Annotated in this window: 16 protein-coding genes; 13 read left to right on the top strand and 3 right to left on the bottom strand. The window is 43.0% G+C overall.

What is annotated here, in order from left to right; all coding sequences use genetic code 11:
- Positions 1–204: 204 nt before the first annotated feature.
- From E6139_RS04840 to E6139_RS04790, 11 genes are all read left to right on the top strand, one after another.
- Positions 205–1,944: an ABC transporter ATP-binding protein gene (locus tag E6139_RS04840; RefSeq protein ID WP_316401928.1), complete on the top strand. Its 1,740-nt coding sequence runs from the start codon at positions 205–207 to the stop codon at positions 1,942–1,944.
- Positions 1,934–3,814 (top strand): ABC transporter ATP-binding protein, encoded by a 1,881-nt coding sequence (locus E6139_RS04835; RefSeq protein ID WP_316401927.1) that lies wholly within the window; start codon positions 1,934–1,936, stop codon positions 3,812–3,814. The genes E6139_RS04840 and E6139_RS04835 overlap by 11 nt, the downstream gene beginning before the upstream one ends.
- A gap of 150 nt (positions 3,815–3,964) precedes the next feature.
- Positions 3,965–4,429 (top strand): GNAT family N-acetyltransferase, encoded by a 465-nt coding sequence (locus E6139_RS04830; protein WP_316401926.1) that lies wholly within the window; start codon positions 3,965–3,967, stop codon positions 4,427–4,429.
- Complete coding sequence (locus E6139_RS04825) at positions 4,426–5,358, top strand: NADP-dependent oxidoreductase (protein WP_316401925.1); 933 nt, start codon at positions 4,426–4,428, stop codon at positions 5,356–5,358. Before E6139_RS04830 ends, E6139_RS04825 begins: the two co-directional genes overlap by 4 nt.
- Before the next feature lies 1 nt (position 5,359).
- Positions 5,360–5,677 (top strand): hypothetical protein, encoded by a 318-nt coding sequence (locus tag E6139_RS04820; protein ID WP_316401924.1) that lies wholly within the window; start codon positions 5,360–5,362, stop codon positions 5,675–5,677.
- A gap of 154 nt (positions 5,678–5,831) precedes the next feature.
- Positions 5,832–8,567 (top strand): YhgE/Pip domain-containing protein, encoded by a 2,736-nt coding sequence (locus E6139_RS04815; RefSeq protein ID WP_316401923.1) that lies wholly within the window; start codon positions 5,832–5,834, stop codon positions 8,565–8,567.
- Positions 8,568–8,872: 305 nt separating this feature from the next.
- Positions 8,873–10,696, top strand: a complete 1,824-nt coding sequence (locus E6139_RS04810) for an APC family permease (RefSeq protein WP_316401922.1) — start codon at positions 8,873–8,875, stop codon at positions 10,694–10,696.
- A gap of 410 nt (positions 10,697–11,106) precedes the next feature.
- Entirely contained in the window at positions 11,107–12,111 is a 1,005-nt protein-coding gene (locus tag E6139_RS04805; RefSeq protein WP_316401921.1) for a hypothetical protein, read from the top strand.
- A gap of 411 nt (positions 12,112–12,522) precedes the next feature.
- Positions 12,523–12,969 carry a MarR family winged helix-turn-helix transcriptional regulator gene (locus tag E6139_RS04800; protein WP_316401920.1) on the top strand — a complete coding sequence of 149 codons (447 nt, stop codon included), beginning with the start codon at positions 12,523–12,525 and terminating at the stop codon, positions 12,967–12,969.
- Positions 12,969–15,350, top strand: a complete 2,382-nt coding sequence (locus E6139_RS04795; RefSeq protein WP_316401919.1) for an ABC transporter ATP-binding protein — start codon at positions 12,969–12,971, stop codon at positions 15,348–15,350. The genes E6139_RS04800 and E6139_RS04795 overlap by 1 nt, the downstream gene beginning before the upstream one ends.
- Before the next feature lie 15 nt (positions 15,351–15,365).
- On the top strand, positions 15,366–17,210 hold the full coding sequence (locus E6139_RS04790) for an ABC transporter ATP-binding protein (protein ID WP_316401918.1): 1,845 nt from the start codon (positions 15,366–15,368) through the stop codon (positions 17,208–17,210).
- A 59-nt stretch (positions 17,211–17,269) separates the two neighbouring features.
- Here the strand turns inward: E6139_RS04790 and E6139_RS04785 are convergent, their stop codons facing one another.
- Both E6139_RS04785 and E6139_RS04780 read right to left on the bottom strand, forming a co-directional pair.
- The gene (locus E6139_RS04785; RefSeq protein WP_316401917.1) at positions 17,270–17,848 is read right to left on the bottom strand and encodes a hypothetical protein; all 579 of its coding nucleotides are present in this window, start codon (positions 17,846–17,848) and stop codon (positions 17,270–17,272) included.
- Complete coding sequence (locus tag E6139_RS04780; RefSeq protein WP_316401916.1) at positions 17,838–18,857, bottom strand: DUF4947 domain-containing protein; 1,020 nt, start codon at positions 18,855–18,857, stop codon at positions 17,838–17,840. Before E6139_RS04780 ends, E6139_RS04785 begins: the two co-directional genes overlap by 11 nt.
- Before the next feature lie 282 nt (positions 18,858–19,139).
- On the opposite strand from E6139_RS04780, the gene E6139_RS04775 reads away from it, so the two are divergent.
- Positions 19,140–19,778, top strand: a complete 639-nt coding sequence (locus tag E6139_RS04775) for an L-fuculose-phosphate aldolase (RefSeq protein WP_316402006.1) — start codon at positions 19,140–19,142, stop codon at positions 19,776–19,778.
- Between the two features lie 152 nt (positions 19,779–19,930).
- Positions 19,931–20,971: a 2-hydroxyacid dehydrogenase gene (locus tag E6139_RS04770; protein ID WP_316401915.1), complete on the top strand. Its 1,041-nt coding sequence runs from the start codon at positions 19,931–19,933 to the stop codon at positions 20,969–20,971.
- 41 nt (positions 20,972–21,012) lie between these two features.
- On the opposite strand, the gene E6139_RS04765 is transcribed toward E6139_RS04770, so the two are convergent.
- Positions 21,013–22,002 (bottom strand): transketolase family protein, encoded by a 990-nt coding sequence (locus tag E6139_RS04765; RefSeq protein WP_316401914.1) that lies wholly within the window; start codon positions 22,000–22,002, stop codon positions 21,013–21,015.
- Positions 22,003–22,022: the final 20 nt, after the last annotated feature.

The raw sequence follows: 22,022 nt of genomic DNA, 5'->3' as shown, positions 1-22,022 counted from the left end.
TCAGTCGAATTTTCATAGTTGTTCTTAGCGTGAGATCAAGCTGAACAATCAAGTCACCTCAATGACCAAGCTGTTTCGTTCGATGATATGCGCAAAGAGAATAATAATACGTTTTTTTATGAAAAATGGGTGAATTTATTAGAACTTTTGAGTAAAACTCTCTATACTAGAAAGAGCACTTATTAAATGGAAGGACGTGAATACATGTTAAAAAAATTACTGGCGAATGTCGGTGAGTATAAGAAGCAAAGCTTGCAGACTCCCATATTTACGATGGGCGAAGTCTTGATGGACGTGATCATGCCCTTGATCATGGCTGGGCTGATCGATAATGGAATCGAAAAAAGCGATACGAGTACGATTCTGCGTTATGGCGGTTTGCTCTTTTTGTGTGCCTTGTTTGCACTGGCGATGGGAACTTTAGGCGGCCGAACAGCTGCGATCGCGTCGGCGGGATTTGCGAAGAATTTGCGTCATAATTTATTCGAACGCATCCAAAGCTTTTCGTTCTCAAATATCGACCGCTTCTCAAGCTCGAGTTTGATTACCCGTTTGACGACGGATACAACCAACGTGCAAAACGCCTATCAAATGGTGATCCGTATCTTGGTTCGTTCACTGCTGATTTTGATTTTTTCTTTAGTGATGACGTTCCATATCAATCGGGATTTATCGATGATCTACTTGGTGATCGTACCGATTATGATCGTCGGATTAGGGCTGATCATTCGGTTTGCTCATCCATTGTTTGAAAAAGTATTTCGAACTTATGACCGCTTGAACAATGTCGTGCATGAAAATCTGCAGGGAATCCGAGTGGTGAAATCTTATGTCCGAGAGGAACATGAGGAAGAAAAATTCAGTCGAGTCTCTAAAAAGGTGTTTGATAATTTTACGAAGGCGCAACGGATTGTGGCCTTCAATATGCCGCTCTTACAAGTGGCGGTCTACACCTGTATGTTGCTGCTTTCTTGGTTGGGAGCGGAGCTGATCGTAAATACGGGAAGCTTGTCGACGGGTGAGTTAGTCAGCATGTTCAACTATACCATGCAGATTCTGATGAGCTTGATGATGCTGTCCATGACCTTTGTTCAGCTGATGATCGCTCGTACATCTGCGGAACGGATCACAGAAGTCTTGAATGAAGAAAGTGATCTGAAGAATGGCGAGAACCCATTGACCGAAGTCCCTGACGGCTCGGTAGAATTTAACAATGTTTGCTTCAGCTATAAAGATGATATGGATAAATTAGTTCTGGAAAACATCGATTTGAAGATTGATTCTGGTGAAGTGATTGGGATCGTCGGCGGAACCGGGAGCTCGAAATCTAGTTTAGTCCAGCTGATTCCGCGATTGTATGATGTCACCCATGGTGAAGTCAAAGTTGGCGGACATGATGTTCGCAGCTATGACTTGGAAACGCTGCGTGATCAAGTCGGAATGGTTCTGCAAAACAATGTCTTGTTCAGTGGTACAATCACCGATAATTTACGCTGGGGTGATGCCAACGCGACAGAGGAGGAAGTCATTCATGCAGCGACCATCGCGCAGGCAGACTCCTTTATCCAAGAGTTTCCTAATAAGTACGACACGATGATCTCTGAAGGCGGGAATAATGTTTCCGGCGGACAAAAGCAACGGTTAACTATTGCTCGGGCATTATTGAAGAAGCCGAAGATATTGATCCTGGATGATTCCACCAGTGCGGTGGATACCAAGACGGATCGAGCGATTCGCGAAGGCTTAGCCAAGGAAATCCCCGGCACAACCACCTTCATTATTTCTCAACGAATCAGTTCGATCGAAGATGCGGATCGGATCATTGTACTCGATGACGGCAAAATAAATGGGATCGGAACCCATGATGAATTGCTGGCAAGCAATGTCATCTATCAGGAAGTCTTTGAGTCCCAACAGAAAGGATTTGGTGATCATGATGAATAAACGACCTGCGCCCAAATCCAGTCCAGTAAAAACGATCAAGCGCCTGTTGAAGATCATGGCGAAGGAACACAAAGTTCAGCTGGTGATCGTTTTCTTAATGATCCTGTTGAGTGCGTTTGCCAATGTCCGCGGCTCGCTATTTTTGCAAGTCGTGATCGATGACTATATCACACCTTTAATCGGACAAAGCAATCCGAATTTTACGGGTTTGTTAAAGGCGATCATGACCATGGCATTGATTTATGTTGTGGGGATCATCGGCACGCTTTCCTATAATTTGATCATGGTGAAGGTTTCTGAAGGCACTCAGAAAAAAATTCGCGATCAGATGTTTAGTCATTTAGAAACACTGCCATTACGTTACTTTGATTCAAATGCTGATGGCGATATCATGAGTCATTTTACCAATGACACGGATACCCTGCGGCAAATGATCTCACAAAGTATTCCCAACTTGATGATGGCACTCGTGACTTTTGTCTCCGTGTTTATTGCGATGTTCTCATTGAGTGTTCCTCTGACCTGTTTTGTGATTGTTTCGGTATCGCTGATGCTCGTGATGCTGCGCTTTATTACGAATCGCAGTGGCCGCTACTTTGGTGAACAGCAACGTTCGCTGGGAAAGGTCAACGGCTACATCGAAGAGATGATGCATGGGCAAAAAGTCGTGAAGGTCTTCAACCATGAAGAAACAGCGATGCAGGAGTTTGATGTGATCAATGATCAGCTGCAGGAAAGCGCGGCAAAAGCTAACGCGACTGCCAATACCTTGATGCCGATCATGATGAATCTCTTGAACATCCAATACGTTTTAGTGGCGATTATTGGCGGATTATTCGCTGTATATGGTGTTTCGGCGCTAACAGTTGGGATGATCGCTTCCTTCTTGCAATTGAGTCGTTCATTGAATGGTCCAATCAGCCAAATTTCTCAGCAAATCAATTTCGTCATTATGGCCTTAGCTGGTGCCGATCGGATCTTCCAATTATTGGATGAAGAGTCAGAAGTTGACGACGGCTATGTCACGCTGGTGAACGTCAAAGAAGTCAACGGCGAATTGATTGAGACCAATGAACGGACCGGTATCTGGGCTTGGAAACATCCCCATGAAGATGGTACGACCTCGTACGTTCGTTTAACCGGCGATGTGCGCTTTGAGGATGTCAATTTCGGGTACAACGATGATCAGCTGGTGCTGCATGATATTAATCTTTACGCGGAGCCGGGGCAAAAGGTGGCCTTTGTTGGCGCAACGGGTGCCGGCAAGACGACCATCACGAATCTGATCAATCGTTTCTATGATATCCAAGATGGCAAGATCCGCTATGACGGAGTAAACGTGAAGAAGATCAAAAAAAATTCCCTGCGTTCTTCCCTAGGGATTGTTTTGCAGGATACCCACTTATTCACGGGGACGGTCAAGGAAAATATCCGTTACGGGAATTTGAGCGCGACGGATGAGGAAGTTTATCAGGCGGCAAAACTATCGAATGCCGATACCTTTATCCAGCATTTGCCGGAGAAATACGAGACGGTGATTACTGGTGATGGAGAAGGACTCTCGCAAGGTCAGCGCCAATTACTGGCAATCGCCCGCGCGGCGATCGCTGATCCGCCGGTGATGATCATGGACGAGGCGACCTCCAGCATCGATACGCGAACAGAGAGTATCGTTCAGTCGGGTATGGATCGCTTGATGGAGGGGCGTACCGTGTTTGTGATCGCCCATCGATTATCCACCATTCAAAACTCTGATGTCATCATGGTAATGGACCATGGACGGATCATTGAACGGGGCGACCATGACAGTCTGTTAGCTGAAGGCGGTATGTATTATCAGTTGTATACTGGAAAAGTTGAATTAGATTAGTTGTAAAGGCGTGTTCTGCATAAGCGGGGCATGCCTTTTACTGTATGCTTGGTTGGACTAGGAAGAATTCCTGCGAAATGATTTAATTGGAACAAATGGATGATAATCGTTACAATAAAACTAAAGATTTTCTAGAGAGGAAGCGGTGTGATGGGGATTGACGTTTCAAGAATGGATGGATCAGATTTACCAGCAGCTGTCGAGCTGATCAAAAAAGTATTCATGAAGTTTGAGGCGCCGGATTATTCTGCTGAAGGTGTGGCTCATTTTATGGCTTATTTAGATGATGAGCTGGAAAAAGAGCTTTCGGCAAATCAGCTGCAGCTTTGGTGCGGAAAGTACGATCAGCAAATTGTCGGTGTGTTGGCAGTTCGTTCGGCGAATCATGTGGCGTTGCTTTTTGTTGATGAAAACTACCATCGTCAAGGGATCGCTAAGCAGATGTATCAGGCGATGCTTACCGAGCTTACCCCGAAGCAATTGACCGTTAATTCCTCGCCTTATGCGGTGCCTGCTTATGAAAAATTGGGCTTTCAACTGAATGGAGAAGAAGAAACGGTCTCAGGGATTCGTTTTCAACCAATGATTTTTATCAGAGAGGATGTAGAAAGATGAAACGTTTTGCAATGAAAGACTATGGAGAAGCGAAGGATGTATTGATTGAGATCGAGGCAGAACCTCGTCCGGTGGATGACACGCATGTTCGGGTGGAGCTAACAGCTTTTGCTATCAATCCGTATGATGTGGCTTTACGTCAAGGAGCGATGCGTGATTTTCGGACACTGAAATTTCCATATGTCTTAGGCAATGACGGTGCTGGTGTCGTGACCGAAGTCGGCAAGGAAGTATCCCATGTAAAGGTGGGAGATGAAGTGATCGTTCATGCAGTTGGTGGAACCTACGGAGAAGAAGTAGTTGTACCCGGGAAAAAGATCGTGAAGAAACCAGCGTCAATGTCCTGGGAAGCTGCAGCTGGTGCGGTAACGCCATGGCTGACGACCTATAATTTAGTCACTCATTTATTAGGTGACACGATTGGTGATACGGTGATGGTACAAGGGGCATCCGGCGCCGTTGGTTCGCTGCTAGTGCAATATTTAAAGGAACAGGGCAAAACCGTTTTGGCTTCTGCATCGAAACGTAACGAGACACTGGTTCGTCAGTTAGGAGCAGATCAGTTTGTTGCTTATGACGAGGTGGATGCCGGCGAAGCGTTTGCCGATCAAGCGGATACCGTAATTGACGCCACAAAAGGCGGGCGTGCTGGCGAAGCTGGCATGCAAATCATGAAGGCAGGCGGCAATTTTGTTGCCTTGAACAATTTGCCGAGTGAACAAAAGAAAGCCGGAAATTACTTCTCTTTTGGACCTTCTAAAGATTATTCTGATTTTGAAGCGTTGACGGCCTTGACAGAATTAGCGGACAAGATCCAGTTGACGATTGCAGAGGTATTGCCATTTGAATTGCGCAGTGTCGTTGAAGGGCATGAGTTGTTAGAAGGACACCCCTCAGCTGGGAAAATCATCATAAAAAAGGCGGACTAACATGGATCAACAAAAATGGTTATTAGTAAAAGCAAATTTTGAAGGAACCGAAGATTTGGCAGACGGGTATTATCGTCTGCGGGAAATTGAGGGTGGGTATCAGCTTGCGTATCTGGTAGCTGGACCCTGCGGCGATAAAAATCCGCATCCAGAGATCACGCTGCGGCAGGAAGGAAATCAGGTTCGGCCGATTCGTCTGCGAGATATGGAAGCCACCCCGATTTTGAACCTCTCAGAAAAAGATGATTTGGATCAGATCGAGGCACTGACAGAGCAGCTTTTAAATCGCTTTATTGCAGTCAAAAAACTTAGTCTTTAAGCATTTCTTTAGCATTTCGCAGGTGAAAAGGGATACAATTATGACAAATCGTAAGGAATGTCAAAAAAGGTGATTTCAGAGACTCACTAGAATTGAAATTAGCCGAAATTCCATGCTACATTAGTTCAGCGAGAAAAAATAGTAGGTGAAATCAATGAAAGTTATACAATCTCTTAAACACACATGGAGTCTGTTCATATTAGATTGGCGTCGCATTTTCAAAAATCCGATCGCCATTTTACTGATGGCTGCATTAGTCATCATCCCATCCCTTTATGCTTGGTTCAATATCAAAGCTTTGTGGGATCCGTATGCAAACACTGGGGAATTGCCAATCGCGGTCTATAGTGCCGATACTGGTGCGAAATTTCAAGACAAGGATGTCGAAATCGGGGACCAGGTAATTAAAAATTTACACGAAAATAAACAGCTCGGCTGGCGCTTTGTCGATTCGAAGAAGCAAGTTGTTGATGGTGTTCGATCAGGAAAATACTACGCAGGGATCTATTTGCCAAAAGAGTTTTCCAAAGATTTATTGAGTTTTACCTCAGGGGATATTCAAAAACCGAAGATCGAGTATTATCTAAACCAAAAAATTAATGCCATTGCTCCAAAGATTACCGATAAGGGTGCTGGATCAATCCAAACTGAGATCAGTCAGGAGTTCATTAAGACAGCAAGCTCCACACTGTTGAAGGTGTTTAATGAAATTGGTTACGACATCGATGCCAACTTAGTTAGTATCAATAAGGTCAAAAATCTAATTCTAACGACGAATGATAATCTAGGTGAAATCGATAAGTACACGCAGGAAGTCGTCGAAGTACAAGGAAAGTTGCCAGAGCTGAAAGAAAAATTAGCTAAGGCTAATGAAATTCAAGGGTATCTACCGCAAGTTGATGAGATGGGGCAAAAATTAATTGCCTTGAATCAAAAAATGCCTGAAATCAAACGGCAAGCCAGTGTCATCTTGACCCTGCAGCAAAAGATTCCAGAGATTCAGCAAGCGGGAAATCAACTGGCTCAAGTCGATAATGACTTTGCCGAGATTGAAAAGACCTTGAATGACGGAATTAATGAAGCAAAACAAGGCTTGAACATCATCCATCAAGTTCAAACGATCCTGCCAGATGTTCAAAAACTGGGCAACCAAGCCAATGATTTCGCCTCGACTACGAAAGATGGTGCTGAAAAGTTAAAAACAGCGGTACCGAATATTTCTAGTAGTGTACAAGTAACGTTGCGATCAATCGGTCAGGTTGCGACTACCACGCAGTCAATTACCAGTGATCTGTCTGCGCTACTGGATAAGGAAGAACTGACGCCAGATGAGAAAGCACATATTGGAGCGATCATCAGTGACTTCCAGAGCAATTTAGCCGATCAGCAAACAGCGATCGACAATCTAAATCAATTTTTAGCTGATTTGAAGAAGACAGCTGATGATAATGGCAATACTGAAGCGAGTCAAAATTTGGCTGCTATTATGAGTCAGTTAACTAACGTAAAGAATTCATTAGGCGATCTAAGCAATCGTTTTGGTCATTTGAATGACTTGGTTCAAAACGGCAGCACGAAGGATGCAAAAGCATTCTTAAGTGAAATCAATAGCGCTGCTGGCAATGTAGCCAATATCACCAACAGCATCAACGCCGAACAAGTCGGTCAAACCGTCAGCTCGATCCTTGATAAACTCATCAATACGATCACGACTGCGCAGGGTGTGTTGAATCAAGCGCAGCAAATTGATTTTGCTTCATTATTGAACTCAACGGAAGGGACCGTCAGCAATGCGATCACCTTCTTGGAGAAATACCAAAAACAAATGCCTGCGATCGGTCAGGAAGTTCATGATGCGAATGTTTTATTGAACGGCCATATGAACGACATCGTCAATGGCATCAACACGGGTGCGGATCTTTACAATAATGAATTGCCCGTAGTTGAACAAAAATTAGGCTTAGCCGCAAACTTCATGCAAAATGATTGGGCAGGTGTTAAGAAGGATTTAACTGGCGGCTTAAAGATCGCCAACGACAAGATGCCGGAAGTAGAAAGTGCCTTGAATCTTGCGACGGATTTGATCAAAAATGATTATCCATCCTTGCGAGCTGGTATCCAAAAAGCCGCAAACGCGATTCAACAAGGAGATAAAACGATCGACTTTGGTCAAGTCTTGAAATTATTGAAACTAGATGCGCAAAAGGAAAGTGATTTCTTCACGACTCCGGTAGATTTGCAGACCAATACGATGTATCCGATCGCCAATAACGGTTCAGCCAGCACCCCATTCTACACCGCCTTGTGTCTGTGGGTAGGGGCAGTATTGTTCTCAAGCGTCACGACGACAGAGTTCTTCCTAGATAAAAAAGATCGTAGCAAATACACCAAACGTGAACAATTTGGTGCGCGGATGCTGACTTACTTAGTTGTTAGTATCGGACAAGCGCTGATCGTAACACTAGGAAATATGTTCTTATTAGGTGTTTACGTGAAAAATCCGGTGTACAGCGTACTCTTCGCTGTTCTAGTCGCGCTGGCCTTTATGATGATTGTTTATGTGCTGGTCGCTCTCTTTGGAACGGTCGGGAAAGGGATCGCGATCATCATTCTGGTACTCTCTATTTCCGGCGGGGGCGGGAACTATCCGATCCAAGTCTCAGGTAAGTTCTTCCAAGCGGTCAATCCGTGGCTGCCATTCACTCACGCCGTGAACCTGTTACGTGAGAGTGCCGGTGGAATTTACTGGCCAAATGCGTCAGGCGATATCGTTATCATGATCGTACTGTTCATCGTGTTTGGTATCCTGGGAACCTGGGCTTATCCAGTATTGCAACCACACTTAACGAAGCTGACGAAAGTCGCGCATGAAAGTAAAATTTTCCATTAAAAACGGCTCTTTGTCAAAAAGGACTGATAGAAAATTCTTCTATCGGTCCTTTTTGAGCATGAAAAAAACGAGCAGGCAGGCCAACAGCGTATTACTGTTGTTTTACCTGTTTTCGTGTTTTACTAAGGGTATGAAAAGTCGTTGAAAAAATCATTGACTTTTGGTTTCAGTACGAGTAATATTTCGCTTGTTTGCTTTTTTTACAAAGAATTTTTATAAATAGGAAATACGATTTGTATCGGTAAAAACAAACAACGTTATCTATAAAAAATTGAGTACATTATTTGGAACAAGGAGTGAGTCTAGTGGATTATCTTAAACGCTTGCTGGTGGGTCGACCACTGAAGTCGTCTGAAAATGACGATCAGAACCTGTCGCGTTTTGCGGCTTTAGCGATGCTTTCGTCAGATGCGTTGTCCTCTGTTGCGTATGGGACTGAACAGATCGTTGTCGTTCTGGTGACCTTATCAGCAGCAGCGATTTGGTATTCATTGCCGATCGCGTTCGTGGTATTGATTTTATTAGCATCATTGATTTTATCTTATCGTCAAATTATTCATGCCTATCCTCATGGTGGCGGAGCTTATGTCGTCAGCAGTGAAAACTTAGGGAAGAATGCCGGCTTGATCGCTGGGGGTTCGCTTCTGGTAGATTATATGCTGACTGTTGCCGTGTCTGTATCAGCCGGTGCTGAAGCTATCGCCTCTGCGATTCCAGCTTTGTACAATCATCGTGTCCTGATTTCTGTCATTATTGTTTTATTATTGATGCTGATGAATTTACGTGGTTTACGTGAGAGTGCGGGTCTTTTGATGACGCCTGTTTACAGCTTTATTGCAGTGATAACGATCTTGATCGTCGTCGGCTTAGTAAAAATTGTTACTGGAGCGGCGCCGCTTCATTCGACTGCTCAGGTTGGAGCCGTTGTACCAGGTATTTCGACCGCGCTCTTGTTACGGGCCTTCTCATCGGGTTCTTCATCATTAACTGGGGTAGAAGCAATCAGTAATGCCGTACCATTTTTCAAAAAACCGCGAGCAAAAAATGCGGCTGGCACGTTAGCCATGATGGGCTTGATCTTAGGCTTCTTCTTTACAGGAATCACCTTTTTGAACTATTGGTTCGGAATTGTTCCAACCGCTGAAGTTACCGTCCTATCCCAAGTTGGTGAAGCAGTCTTTGGCAAAGGCTTCATGTACTATGTGCTGCAGTTTGTCACCGCGTTGATTTTAGCAGTAGCAGCAAATACAGGCTTCTCTGCCTTTCCTGTGCTAGCTTACAACTTAGCCAAGGATAAGTTCTTGCCGCATCGTTACCAAGACCGTGGCGACCGTTTAGGTTACTCTAACGGGATCATCACACTGGCTTTAGGCTCAATCGTCCTGCTACTGATTTTCCAAGGGTCGACAGAACGATTGATTCCGTTGTATTCAGTCGGCGTGTTCATTCCATTCACCTTATCGCAAACGGGAATGGTCTTGAAATGGCGTAAAGAAGGCGAACATTGGTTAAGAAAATCGATCGCTAATATTATTGGCGCTCTGATTTCTTTTGCGATCGTCGTGATTCTATTTGTTTACCGTCTGCCAGATATTTGGCCATTTTTCATTATTATGCCAATCCTGATCTATGCCTTCTATAAGGTACACCGACATTATAAAAATGTCGCTGAACAATTACGCTTGGCAGATGATGTGGAGCTGCATGAATATGCTGGGAATACAGTCATCGTACTAGTAGGGAATGTTACCCAAGTGAATATCGGAGCGATCAATTATGCTCGATCAATCGGGGATTACGTGATCGCGATGCATGTTTCGTTAGAAGAGAACGAAGAAAAGGAACGGGAGATTCGCCGTGAATTCCGTGAGAAATTCCCAGATGTTCGTTTCTCAGTCGTTCGTTCGCCTTATCGTTCCATCGTGAATCCAGTCAGCCGATATGTGGATCGCGTAAGTAAAAATGCAAGACAGCACAACTATACTACGACAGTCTTAATTCCAGAATTCGTTCCAAACAGAACTTGGAAACGTTCGTTGCATAATCAGACGGCTTTACGCTTACGCTTCCGCTTGTCATATCGTGATGATATTATCATTAGCACCTATAACTACCATTTAAAGAAATAACGTTTGAACGAGAATGTACCTTTATCGGTGCATTCTTTTTTTGCGTACTGATTAATTTGAAATCATAAATGTTATTCAATCAACTGTTTAAACTCATTTATTATCGACAGTTATTTAAAAAATGATGAATTATCATATTTATTAATTAATAAGTGTGATATACCCACTATTCAATGGTTTTATAGAGAAAATAGAGTTCTTTATTTTAGAGTTTTCTATGTACTAATCAGTTATCTATGTTTATCATATTTGTGAATACAATTACTTCGATCCAACTGCTTGAAAATATTTTTATGAAATCGATTACACGATAATAGGTAAAAAACTATAGATAAATGGAGGAAATCAGGATGAAATTAGTAAAAGCATTACAGGGCCGCCAGTTGTTCTTTATGAAGAAGGACAACCTTATGAAACGCGTGAGCCAATACTTTGAACAAACCAACAATGCCGCCGAAGTCGTCGAGTACCTTGTGGTGATTCTTTTACGGGATGCTTTGTGTGTTGGAGACTATGCTCTGGAGTCGTTAACAGACCTTATCCGTCAAATTTTCCTGAGCGCTGAACCCAATGATACCCTGCGCCGCCATGTCGTCTACTTCAAAAAGTTTCTGAAAGAAGACTGGAAAACGGTCATTGATCGGTTATTCCTTAATGAAGCAGAATACCATGAAATTACCAAGCAAGCTTGTTTATATAATGAATTTCTAGAGAAAAAGACCCGTAGAACACCGCAAGTATCCGGTGAAAAATTCAATACTGTCGCCATTTTTAGGGGTGCGGATGGGAAAAAATATACGTGGACATTGCGGGATACGAAAGAAATCCCCGTTGATTCAGAAAGTCAGATCGCTGAAACGGCGGGTGTATTGCAAATTTTGACGACGTTGACAATCTTCAAGTCCACGAAAGGCGTAAGGCGCTTTGCGGAATTAATAGAATATTATACCCCCAAAGCCAGCATCACCGTGAGCTACAAGGTACCACAGACAGAAGCGCCCGTTCCAGCTTCAGACATCAAACAAACAGATGAACCACAAACCACTCAAAAGCAAGAAAAACCAGCTTCTTCTATTAATAGTAGTAAAACACCACCAAAACCAACCAAGTCCGCTACAAGCAAGGCAGGCAAAACCACCCTGTCCTATGAGAAGCTCATGGATAAAAATGAAGCGATGTACCAACTGTCGCAAGCGGCTCCGCCAATCGAGGCAAAGGGTTGTTCCGCCGCGCCAAATACTGAAACAACAGAGAAACCACCTGCCAAGAAATCTAGCGCAAGTCCTCAAAAGATAGATTCCTCCTATTTGCGCTACGGAAAAACCGAAGAAGAAATCAAACAAAACCGTGAGGCTAGAAGTAGGAAACGGAGAATAGATAAGGAAATAGCCAAGAGAAGGAAAAGGAAGAAGTGATGTCTTGCGTTGATTTGAAGGTTCCTTAAACGAGTAAAAATAAGCATGAGTCTTATGTTTATTTGGTGTGGAAAAAAATCGGAGAGGATAAGCTTCTTTACTGTGCTCAAAAATATACTCTAATAAAATCAATAAAAGGAACATCGAATGGAGGAGGTCTGTCCACTATTCGATGTTCTTTTTGATGAAAAAAACGAGTTGACTTATCGGGTTAAGCTAGGTTTTTATTGACCTGATTGTCATTTTTTAAGAAAAAGGTCAAAGTCTATCATTTTAAAACGTATTCATCTATTTTTTGAGCAAAAAAGGTTGATTTTATTTCCTATTAGCGGTAATATCAAACAGCATTAATTACTAACACTATTAGGTATTAATGGAAGAAAAATTATTTTAGAAAGAAGGGGGAGTCTGATGACGTTTGCAGAAGACGCTGAACGTGAGCTGATGGAGCTGATGGTCAAAAATCGCCATGGTGCATTTAGCAAAATCGAGAAGAGCAGCAAAGGTGCCAATATTGTCATTAAAGTACTTGCTCGATTAGGTGAACCGACCAACCCAAAGAATTTGGCCGAGACACTGAATTTATCAACTGCTAGGATTGCCGCTGTGTTGGGGAACTTAGAAAAACGTGGTTTGATTATTCGTACGATGGACCCTGATGATCGCCGTCGAATCAATGTCAGTTTAACAGAATGCGGAAAAAAAGTAGCAAAAGCTGAAAAACAGGAGATGCGAAATAAAATTATTCGAGTATTTGAACTTATGGGTGAAGAAGACACCAAAAAATACCTTGAATTAACTGCTAAGTTTGTCGACTACTCTCAAAAATTAACCATGGAAGGGGAAAGTGATCAATAGTGAAGATTTTTAAATATCTTGGTAAATACTGGTATGCAATCATTGCCGTATTCTTACTTTTAATCGTGCAGGCATCTAGTGATTTAAGCTTGCCGAGTTTGACATCGGATATCGTCGATGTCGGTATTCAACAAGGAGGACTTGAACAGTCGACTCCGGATAAAATCAGAAAATCAACCCTTCAAGGACTCGAGATTTTCATGACTGATAAAGAGAAACAAACGATCGAAGACAATTATAAAGAAGCAACTCAAACCGTTGATGGTAAAAAAGTTGATATTTACAAATTAGATTTGCAAAAAGGCATGACGAAAGAGAAATTGTCTAAAATCTTCAATTTGCCAATCATGATGCTCGCTTCCACTCGAGGAGAAGATTCGAGTAATGGTAAAGAAGCCAAAGAAGTTCTAAATGATTATTCGGCGATCGCTAAGGAGGGCGCACAAGCGCAAGCCTTAGGACAAGAAGCGAAAACGCTTGGTGAACAGGCTCAAGCAGCCGGACAAGCGGCTGCAACTGCAACAGACGGCGCGACTGCCGCTGCTAAAGGTGCGGAAGCACAGAAATTAGCCGCTGAAGCGCAAGCGAAAGGCGCGGAGGCTCAAAAGCTTGGCGATGCTATCAAGGCCAAAACGGATGCCATGCCGGCAAAAGTCGACGCTGCCCGTAAAGCAACCAAAGAAAGCTTAGGCGATGTCGGTGAAGACTCATTGAAAACAGTGGGAATTCAAATGACCTTAGCTGAATACAAAGCGTTAAATGTAAACACAAAAAAAATCCAAACTGATTACATGATCAAAACTGGTGCTAAAATGATCGGCTTAACACTGCTGTCTGCTGTTGCGGCGATCATCGTTGGTTTGATTGGTTCATTAGTCGCTGCTACCGTGGGTAAAAACTTACGGGTTGGACAATACGAACGGACACTGGAATTTTCAAATAATGAAATGGAAAAATTCTCACCAGCTTCATTAATCACACGGAACACAAATGACATCCAACAGATCCAAATGGGGATCGTGATGATCATGCGGATCGTTTTATATGCACCGATCTTAGGTATCGGCGGTATTTATCGCGTATATAGGACCGGTACTGGTATGGGCTGGATCGTCGGCGTGGCTGTTGCAGGTGTGTTGGTTCTAGTATTGACCTTACTTGCGACAACGATGCCTAAATTCAAGGCTCTGCAAAACTTAGTCGACCGCGTGAACCTGGTTTCTCGTGAAATCATTACGGGTCTGCCAGTTATTCGCGCCTTCTCTCGTGAAAAATATGAAGAAGAACGTTTTGATGTGGCCAATACGAACTTGATGAAAACGCAAATGTTTGTAAACCGTGCAATGTCATTAATGATGCCAATCATGATGCTTTTAATGAATGGTATCTCTGTGTTGATCGTGTGGGTCGGCGGACATAATATGGATAATGGTCAATTGCAGGTTGGGGATATGATGGCCTTCATTACGTACACAATGCAGATTGTTATGGCCTTCATGATGTTGTCGATGGTATCGATTATTTTACCTCGTGCCAATGTTGCTGCAGGTCGTGTGGATGAAGTGTTGAACACAGAACCTACGATCAAAGATCCAGAACAGCCAAAAGATGACCATGACTTCAAGGGCGAAGTGAAATTTGAAGGGGTTCAATTCCGTTACGGAGACGCTGACGCGGATGTCTTGCATCATATTAATTTCACCGCTAAACCGGGTGAAACGACAGCCTTGATCGGCTCAACTGGATCAGGGAAATCAACGATCGTCAATTTGATCCCTCGTCTATTTGATGTAACGGGCGGACGGATCACGATTGATGGGATTGATATTCGTGAGATGAGCATGCATAAACTGCATGAGATTATGGGCTTTGTACCGCAAAAAGGGGTCTTATTCTCTGGGGATATCGCTTCGAATATTAAATTCGGTGATGCGGATATCTCAGATGAACAAATGCGAAAAGCTGCTTCGATTGCCCAAGCAGATGAATTTATCAATTCTAATGAACAAGGCTTCGATCGCGCTATCTCCCAAGGTGGGACCAATGTTTCCGGCGGACAAAAGCAACGTTTGTCAATCGCACGTGCATTAGCGAAGAATCCTAAGATCTTGATCTTTGATGATTCCTTCTCAGCACTTGATAACAAGACCGATGTTGCGCTGCGTAAAGCATTAGCAGAAAACGTCAAAGATGTGACGCAAATCATCGTGGCACAAAAAATCTCAACGATCCTTCATGCGGATAATATCATCGTATTAGACGAAGGACGTGTGGTGGCCCAAGGTCGTCACGAAGAATTGATGGAATCATCATCGGTATATCAAGAAATTGCTCAGTCACAATTAAGTAATGCTGAATTAGGCATAGAAGAAGCGGATTAAGGAGGAGCGAAAAGAATGGCAGAACAAAAACAAAATCGCCCTCATGGTGGCGGACCTGGCCGAGGAATGGCTGCGCCAGTAGAAAAAGCCAAAGACTTTAAGGGGACAATTAAAAAGTTAGTCTCATACCTTGGCGCATATAAGATCGCGGTCTTCTTTGTAATGATCTTTGCGGCAGCTTCAACGATCTTCAATATTTGGGGACCAAAGATTCTGTCAAAAGCGATTACTGAATTATTTAATGGTCTGATCAAGAAGTATCAGGGAACCGGCGATATCAACTTTGATAAAATCGGCGGCATCCTGCTCTTCATGTTGGGGCTGTATGTAGTTGCTTCCTTATTTGGGATCATCCAAGGCTGGATCATGTCGACGATCTCACAACGAATCACTTATCGGATGCGGAAAGAGATTTCTGAAAAAATCAACCGCATGCCAATGAACTATTTTGAAAGTCGTACGACTGGTGAAGTGTTATCGCGTATCACAAATGATGTGGATACCTTAGGACAATCGCTGAACCAAAGCTTGACGCAATTAATTACATCAACCTTCACCATCATCGGAGTTATCGTGATGATGCTTTCGATCTCAGTGAAGATGACCGGTATCGCGATTTTGATCGTGCCGATCTCATTACTATTGATCATGGTTGTGGTAAAGAACTCGCAGAAATACTTCAAGACGCAACAAGAATACCTTGGTGTGATCAATGGTAAAGTTGAAGAAACGATTGGCGGTTACACGATCGTGCGTTTGTTCAATGAAGAAGAAAACTCATTGAAGGAATTTAAAGAACAAAATGATATTCTATTCAAATCAGCCTGGAAATCACAATTTCTTTCTGGCTTGATGCAGCCGATCATGAACTTTGTCGGTAACTTAGGCTATGTTGGGGTAGCGATTGCCGGCGGGATTATGGCCTATAATGGGACGATCACTGTTGGGGATATCCAAGCGTTCATTCAATACGTTCGTAATTTGACACAACCAATCGCACAGCTGGCACAAGTATCAAACATGCTGCAATCAATGGCGGCGGCAGCTGAACGGGTCTTTGAATTCTTAGGTGAAGAGGAAGAAGATCAATTGGCTGAAAATCCTGTTCAAATCGATAAAGCAGAAGGTATGGTCGACTTTGATCACGTTCAATTTGGTTATACACCAGACAAGATCGTTATCCAAGACTTTACTTCTCATGTCGATCCTGGTCAAACAGTCGCAATCGTTGGACCGACCGGTGCTGGTAAAACAACGATGGTTAAATTGCTAATGCGTTTCTACGATGTCAACTCTGGCGCGATCAAGATCGATGGTCATAATATCAAAGACTTCAATCGTGCAGATTTACGTAAGAACATCGGTATGGTCTTGCAGGATACGTGGTTGTTCAAAGGAACGATCATGGACAACTTGCGGTATGGTCGTCTAGATGCAACAGATGAAGAAGTATACGCAGCAGCGAAAGCGGCTCATGTCGATCACTTTATCAAGACACTGCCTGGTGGCTACGAGATGGAATTGAATGAAGAATCTTCCAATATCTCTCAAGGCCAGAAACAATTGCTGACGATTGCCCGGGCAATTTTGGCGGACAAACCAATCCTAATCTTAGACGAGGCGACATCATCGGTCGATACTCGAACAGAAGGATTAATTCAAGAAGCCATGAACAACCTGATGAAGGGGCGGACGTCATTTGTTATCGCTCACCGTCTGTCAACGATCAAGGATGCGGATAAGATTCTTTACATGCAGGGTGGAGATATCAAAGAACAAGGAAGCCACGAAGAACTACTGGCTCAAAATGGACTTTATGCCGCCTTGTACAACTCACAGTTTGAAGAATTATCAGAATAAGCCAAAGACCAATCATCCATTTATTTCGGATGATTGGTCTTTTTTTAGATAATCGTCTATTAGTAGCGACTCTTGTCTGTGATCATCTTTGTTTGTTTATCATAAGTGATTGTGACAGAGCCGTTGGCGTATTCGCCGTCTTTCGTTTGGTCCCAAGTAGCTGTCGATTTTGGGGGCATACCGTATTTTTCTTTTTCCCAGCTGGTTACTCTGTCTGGCGGACCAACCAGCTTTTCTAATTCTTCATAACTGGCCCCGCCTTCAAAGGAGTATTTTTCGCTGTCAGCATCGTAATGCTTTGTCGCGACCTTTATACTGTCATAAATTTCTGATGTCCACTCTCCAGGAAATGCTCCTTTTGATTGGGAGTTTGCTGGTTGCGTGTCGATCGGTTCATAAGAAGTGGTATTAGAAAGTATAAAAATGACAGAACCGATGATGAGCAAAATGACAAAAGAAATCGCAATTATCACTTTACGAGGTCGTTTTTTTGAATAGGTATCTGGGTTTTGACTTTGTTGCGGTGAAGACCCTTTTTGCGGTTTCAAATAAACCGTTCCACAATAATCACATTTCCAGCCTTGTTCTACTTTATGGAAATGGGTGCTTCCGCAATTCACACATTCTTTACTTTTCATGATAGAGTCCATCCGATTCATAGTTTTCAGGAAAGTCATCTGGATATTTGCCTAACCCAGCACGCGGATACTTTTCTGGTAGACGACTAAAGTGAATGTAACGCACAATTGGGGTGACATATCCTACCTGATCATTTTTAAGATACACATTGGGTTTTCCTTGTTTTTCATAAACAAATAGTTTGTTGAAGCCGCCATAAGTATTATCGGTGTTTATGGCGATGAAGGCGCGAACTTCCCGCCAAGTTAGTTTTCCTTGCTGCCACTGCTCTCTAAGCATCTTCGCTTCATAATTAACGGGCTTGTTTTGTTTATCAAACTTAAGAGCCAGCTTTTTTTGAATCTGTTCGGTATCTGTAACGATCTCATCTGGCTGACCCCAAATTCGTAAAATATCTGAGCTAGAGTATTGATCAAAATCTGGTCCGTAAGCAGCTAAAAATCCAGCTTCTCGATAGTAAGTTGTTATCGCAAAATCACTAGCAGGATTTTCGATGATCATGTCTTCTTTCGGTGGTGTTTTTAGCCGATTTTTTTCCAGAGAATCACGTTGCTTTTGTGCAGCTGCCACTCGATCTTTAAAGTCTTGCGTCTTGTCGCCGCCGTATTCCTCGGCGGATACAAGTGCTAAATCAATCTCTGCTTGGTTCAATGAAAGCTCCGCTATTCTCACGTTTCGCTCCGGATTGTTCAATTGGCTCGGCGAATAGGTCGTCGACTCTGTCGAGCTTTTAGCGCTGGTGGCAGGTGTAAATGTAGTCAATCGCGGTCCCATCTTTGAAGGAGTTGTCTTCAATGAATTTGGCACGAGAATACTGCTAATAAAAAGAATGCCAACAATAAGGATCAGTGTGATTCCTATAATGGACAGCGGCTTTTTTCGAAGTGATCGTTTTTCTAGAGGTGGGGCATCAAGTTCGTAGACCGCATGACAATAGCTGCATTCATAGCCAGTTTCCGTTTTTTTGAATTGATTTCCACCGCAATAGTTGCAGACCAATCCCTTCATTTTTCACCACCCCCTTCATTTTCATGCGAATTCTCTAGTTAAATATCCTTGTTTTCGTTGTTACCAGAACCCTAACTGTTCATAAATGATACCACGGGGGAGGATACGCGAAAAGAGATGATTCAAAGGTTTTAGATATTGTAGGAAAGCAAAACTAGATAATTATTTCTTTTTAGTGATCATTCGTTCTGTGTTGACTTATTTAAAAAGAGGTGTTAGGTTGAATATAGAAAATATTTTCTTATAATTGAACATAATTTCTTGATAGGAGTGGTACTTATGATGGAAACAGAAAAGGCGCAGCTGGTAGAATATGGCGAAAAATTGATTTCGACGGGATTGACTGCAGGAACTGGCGGAAACATCAGCGTATATGACCCAGCAGGACAGCTGATGGCGATCACACCTAGTGGGATCGATTATTTCGAGATGACAGTAGAGGACATTGTTGTGATGAATCTTGAAGGAAAGATTGTTGAAGGGACAAGGAAGCCTTCAAGTGAATGGCAAATGCACTTAATTAATTATCAACGACGTGGGGATGAAGTCCACGCAGTGGTACATGCACATTCGACGTTTAGCACGATCTTAGCTACTTGTCGAAAAAATCTTCCAGCCACCAATTATATGATAGCGGTTGCAGGAGGCGATGAGGTACGTTGCTCTGATTATGCGACTTTTGGTACGGAAAAGTTAGCGGAATACGCGTTTGAAGCGATGGCAGATCGCTATGCTTGTTTTTTGGCGAATCATGGACTCTTGACTTGCGGTCCGACTTTGCAAGATGCTTTTTCTGTTGCGAGTGAGATTGAACGTTTGGCAGGCTTGCATGTTGGGGCTTCTCTATTTGGCAATCCGGTGATATTAGACAAAACAGATATGAAAGAAGTACTCGAACGGTTTCCGAGTTATGGTCAATAGAAGAAATACTAGTAAAGGGTGTTGGCTTTGCCTTTTGCAGATTGCGATGCTTGATGATCAGCCGTCAAAGTACAATCAATCTATGTCAGTAACCGTTTGGCGGAATGGTTTGCGGTAAAGAAAAACAACAAATAAGGAGAGAGGTTAAAAAGATGAGTAAAGTAATCGTTGTTGGTGATACTTTTGTGTCAGCTAAAAGTCTGAATGAAGCTGTGGCTTCAATGGGGATTCCAGAACCGGTAGAAATCGTCACTTTGGAATGGCGAACAGAAGATTCGCAGGAAGAATTTCAGCGAAACTTGAAAGTGATTGAAAAGGAAGGGCCAGAAGCATTCGCTATTCCAGTAGGGATCATGAAAGAGATAAGGGATGCCGACTATTTGTTTGTACATCTTGCGCCTGTTCCCCGCAAGCTGATTGAGCAGGCTAAGAATTTGAAGCTGATCGGTACTTGTCGTGGCGGAGTGGAGCATATCGATCTTGCGGCCGCTAGAGAAAAGAAGATTCCAATCATTCATGTCATTCGGAACGCCGAACCGGTTGCAGACTACACGATTGGTCTGATTTATACAGTAACAAGAAATATTGCCCTTTCTCATGCAGCGGTGATGCAAGGAGATTGGAAGAAAAGCTACCCCAATGATGCTTATAGAACTACGCTTTCTGATCAAATAGTTGGCCTAGTTGGATTGGGGCATATTGGCAAAATAGTGGCACAGCGGCTTATGGGACTTGGAGTAAAGGTAATCGCTTATGACCCATTTGTTGATCAGGAGAAATTGTTGAGCTCAGGACTTGAGGTGGAAGTTGTTTCTTTGGAAGAGTTGTTTTCGAAATCAGATATCGTTTCTCTGCATATGCGAGTTACGTCAGAAACAGAAAAGCTGGTGGATGAGGAATTATTAGCATTGATGAAGCCTAGTGCTTATTTGATTAATACTGCGCGACCGGGATTGCTTGTTAAGGAAGCGTTTATCAATGTGTTGAAAGAGCGACAAATTGCTGGAGCGGCTATTGATGTTGTTTGGGAGGAGCCGCTCCAGCTGGATGATCTTTTACTCAAATTGGATAATTTGGTAATTACTTCCCACATTGCAGGAGATACCGTTGATGCGATTCCAAACTCTCCATTTTTATTAGCTAAGAAGGTGCATGAGTATTTAAAAAAAGGGGAGAGCGAGTTTCTTCTCTAAAAAAGCATTCCTGAGAAAAATCTCTCAGGAATGCTTTTATTTTAAACTCGATCGTAGTCTTCTAAGCGAATGTCTTCTAATTCTTCTTCCTTGAAGCCGAGGTCTTTATCTAAAATCTTCTCCACTGCTCGAATCAAGGAAGCGGCGTCTAAGCCGTACTTTTTCAATAAGTAAGGTTTTGAGGCTCCGTGTGTCCATTCATCATCAATGCCGACTTTGATTAATGGTTTATGCAGTTGATGTTCTAACATCACTTCACCGACCGCCGTGCCTAATCCGCCGATCTTGACATGGTTTTCCATCGTAACCACCCCATGTTTTACTTTTTTGATGGATTCAACAACTAACGGATCAGTAAATGGTTTCAAGGTTGTGATGTGAACATGCTGAACAGAGACTCCTTTTTTTTCCAGCCACTGGGTTGCCCGCATTGCTTCTTCTGTACAGATACTGCTGGAGAATAGAGCAACATCATCACCGGAAGAAATCACCCGCCCTTTGTTAAATTCCGTTGGCATGTCAGGTGAGAAGAGTCTTGGCATTTGTCCCCGCAGCATTCTGACATAGATCGGTCCGTTGACTTCTTTACAAATTTCTAGAGCAGATTCCACATCGGTCGCATCGCCGCAATCGAAGATCGTCATATTCGGAATGGTGCGGAGAATACCAACATCTTCAATTGATTGATGAGTTACACCGCCGGGAGTCGTAATACCTGGCACGAAGCCTAAAAGTGAAACGGGTAAATTTGGATAAGCGATCGACATTTCTAATTGATCTAGCGGTCTGCGGTATAGGAAAACCGCGAAAGTGTGTAAGAACGGTCGGAAGCCTTCACGAGCTAAACCAGCCGCCCAGCTTAACATGTTTTGTTCGGCGATCCCCATTGATAAATATTTTTCAGGAAAAACTTTCGGAAACTCTTTGACTTCACAAGAAGTTCCTAAGTCTGCTGATAAGACTAAGACATCCTCATTTTCCCGGGCAAATTTGATCATATTTTTTGAATGTACATCCGATTCTATTTTCATAATAAAACTCCTTCCTCTTT

Origin of the sequence: Enterococcus sp. (assembly GCF_032555305.1) — a bacterium.
Classification (GTDB): Bacteria; Bacillota; Bacilli; order Lactobacillales; family Enterococcaceae; genus Enterococcus_A.
This window is presented reverse-complemented; position numbering and strand designations above follow the sequence as displayed.

What these genes read in the sequence shown, in the direction of transcription:
- E6139_RS04805 (WP_316401921.1), top strand. Translation starts at nt 11,107, where the DNA reads ATGAAACGCGTGAGCCAATACTTTGAACAAACCAACAATGCCGCCGAA.
- E6139_RS04830 (WP_316401926.1), top strand. Translation starts at nt 3,965, where the DNA reads ATGGGGATTGACGTTTCAAGAATGGATGGATCAGATTTACCAGCAGCT.
- E6139_RS04790 (WP_316401918.1), top strand. Translation starts at nt 15,366, where the DNA reads ATGGCAGAACAAAAACAAAATCGCCCTCATGGTGGCGGACCTGGCCGA.
- E6139_RS04825 (WP_316401925.1), top strand. Translation starts at nt 4,426, where the DNA reads ATGAAACGTTTTGCAATGAAAGACTATGGAGAAGCGAAGGATGTATTG.
- E6139_RS04785 (WP_316401917.1), bottom strand. Translation starts at nt 17,848, where the DNA reads ATGAAAAGTAAAGAATGTGTGAATTGCGGAAGCACCCATTTCCATAAA.
- E6139_RS04835 (WP_316401927.1), top strand. Translation starts at nt 1,934, where the DNA reads ATGATGAATAAACGACCTGCGCCCAAATCCAGTCCAGTAAAAACGATC.
- E6139_RS04765 (WP_316401914.1), bottom strand. Translation starts at nt 22,002, where the DNA reads ATGAAAATAGAATCGGATGTACATTCAAAAAATATGATCAAATTTGCC.
- E6139_RS04840 (WP_316401928.1), top strand. Translation starts at nt 205, where the DNA reads ATGTTAAAAAAATTACTGGCGAATGTCGGTGAGTATAAGAAGCAAAGC.
- E6139_RS04780 (WP_316401916.1), bottom strand. Translation starts at nt 18,857, where the DNA reads ATGAAGGGATTGGTCTGCAACTATTGCGGTGGAAATCAATTCAAAAAA.
- E6139_RS04775 (WP_316402006.1), top strand. Translation starts at nt 19,140, where the DNA reads ATGGAAACAGAAAAGGCGCAGCTGGTAGAATATGGCGAAAAATTGATT.
- E6139_RS04815 (WP_316401923.1), top strand. Translation starts at nt 5,832, where the DNA reads ATGAAAGTTATACAATCTCTTAAACACACATGGAGTCTGTTCATATTA.
- E6139_RS04770 (WP_316401915.1), top strand. Translation starts at nt 19,931, where the DNA reads ATGAGTAAAGTAATCGTTGTTGGTGATACTTTTGTGTCAGCTAAAAGT.
- E6139_RS04820 (WP_316401924.1), top strand. Translation starts at nt 5,360, where the DNA reads ATGGATCAACAAAAATGGTTATTAGTAAAAGCAAATTTTGAAGGAACC.
- E6139_RS04800 (WP_316401920.1), top strand. Translation starts at nt 12,523, where the DNA reads ATGACGTTTGCAGAAGACGCTGAACGTGAGCTGATGGAGCTGATGGTC.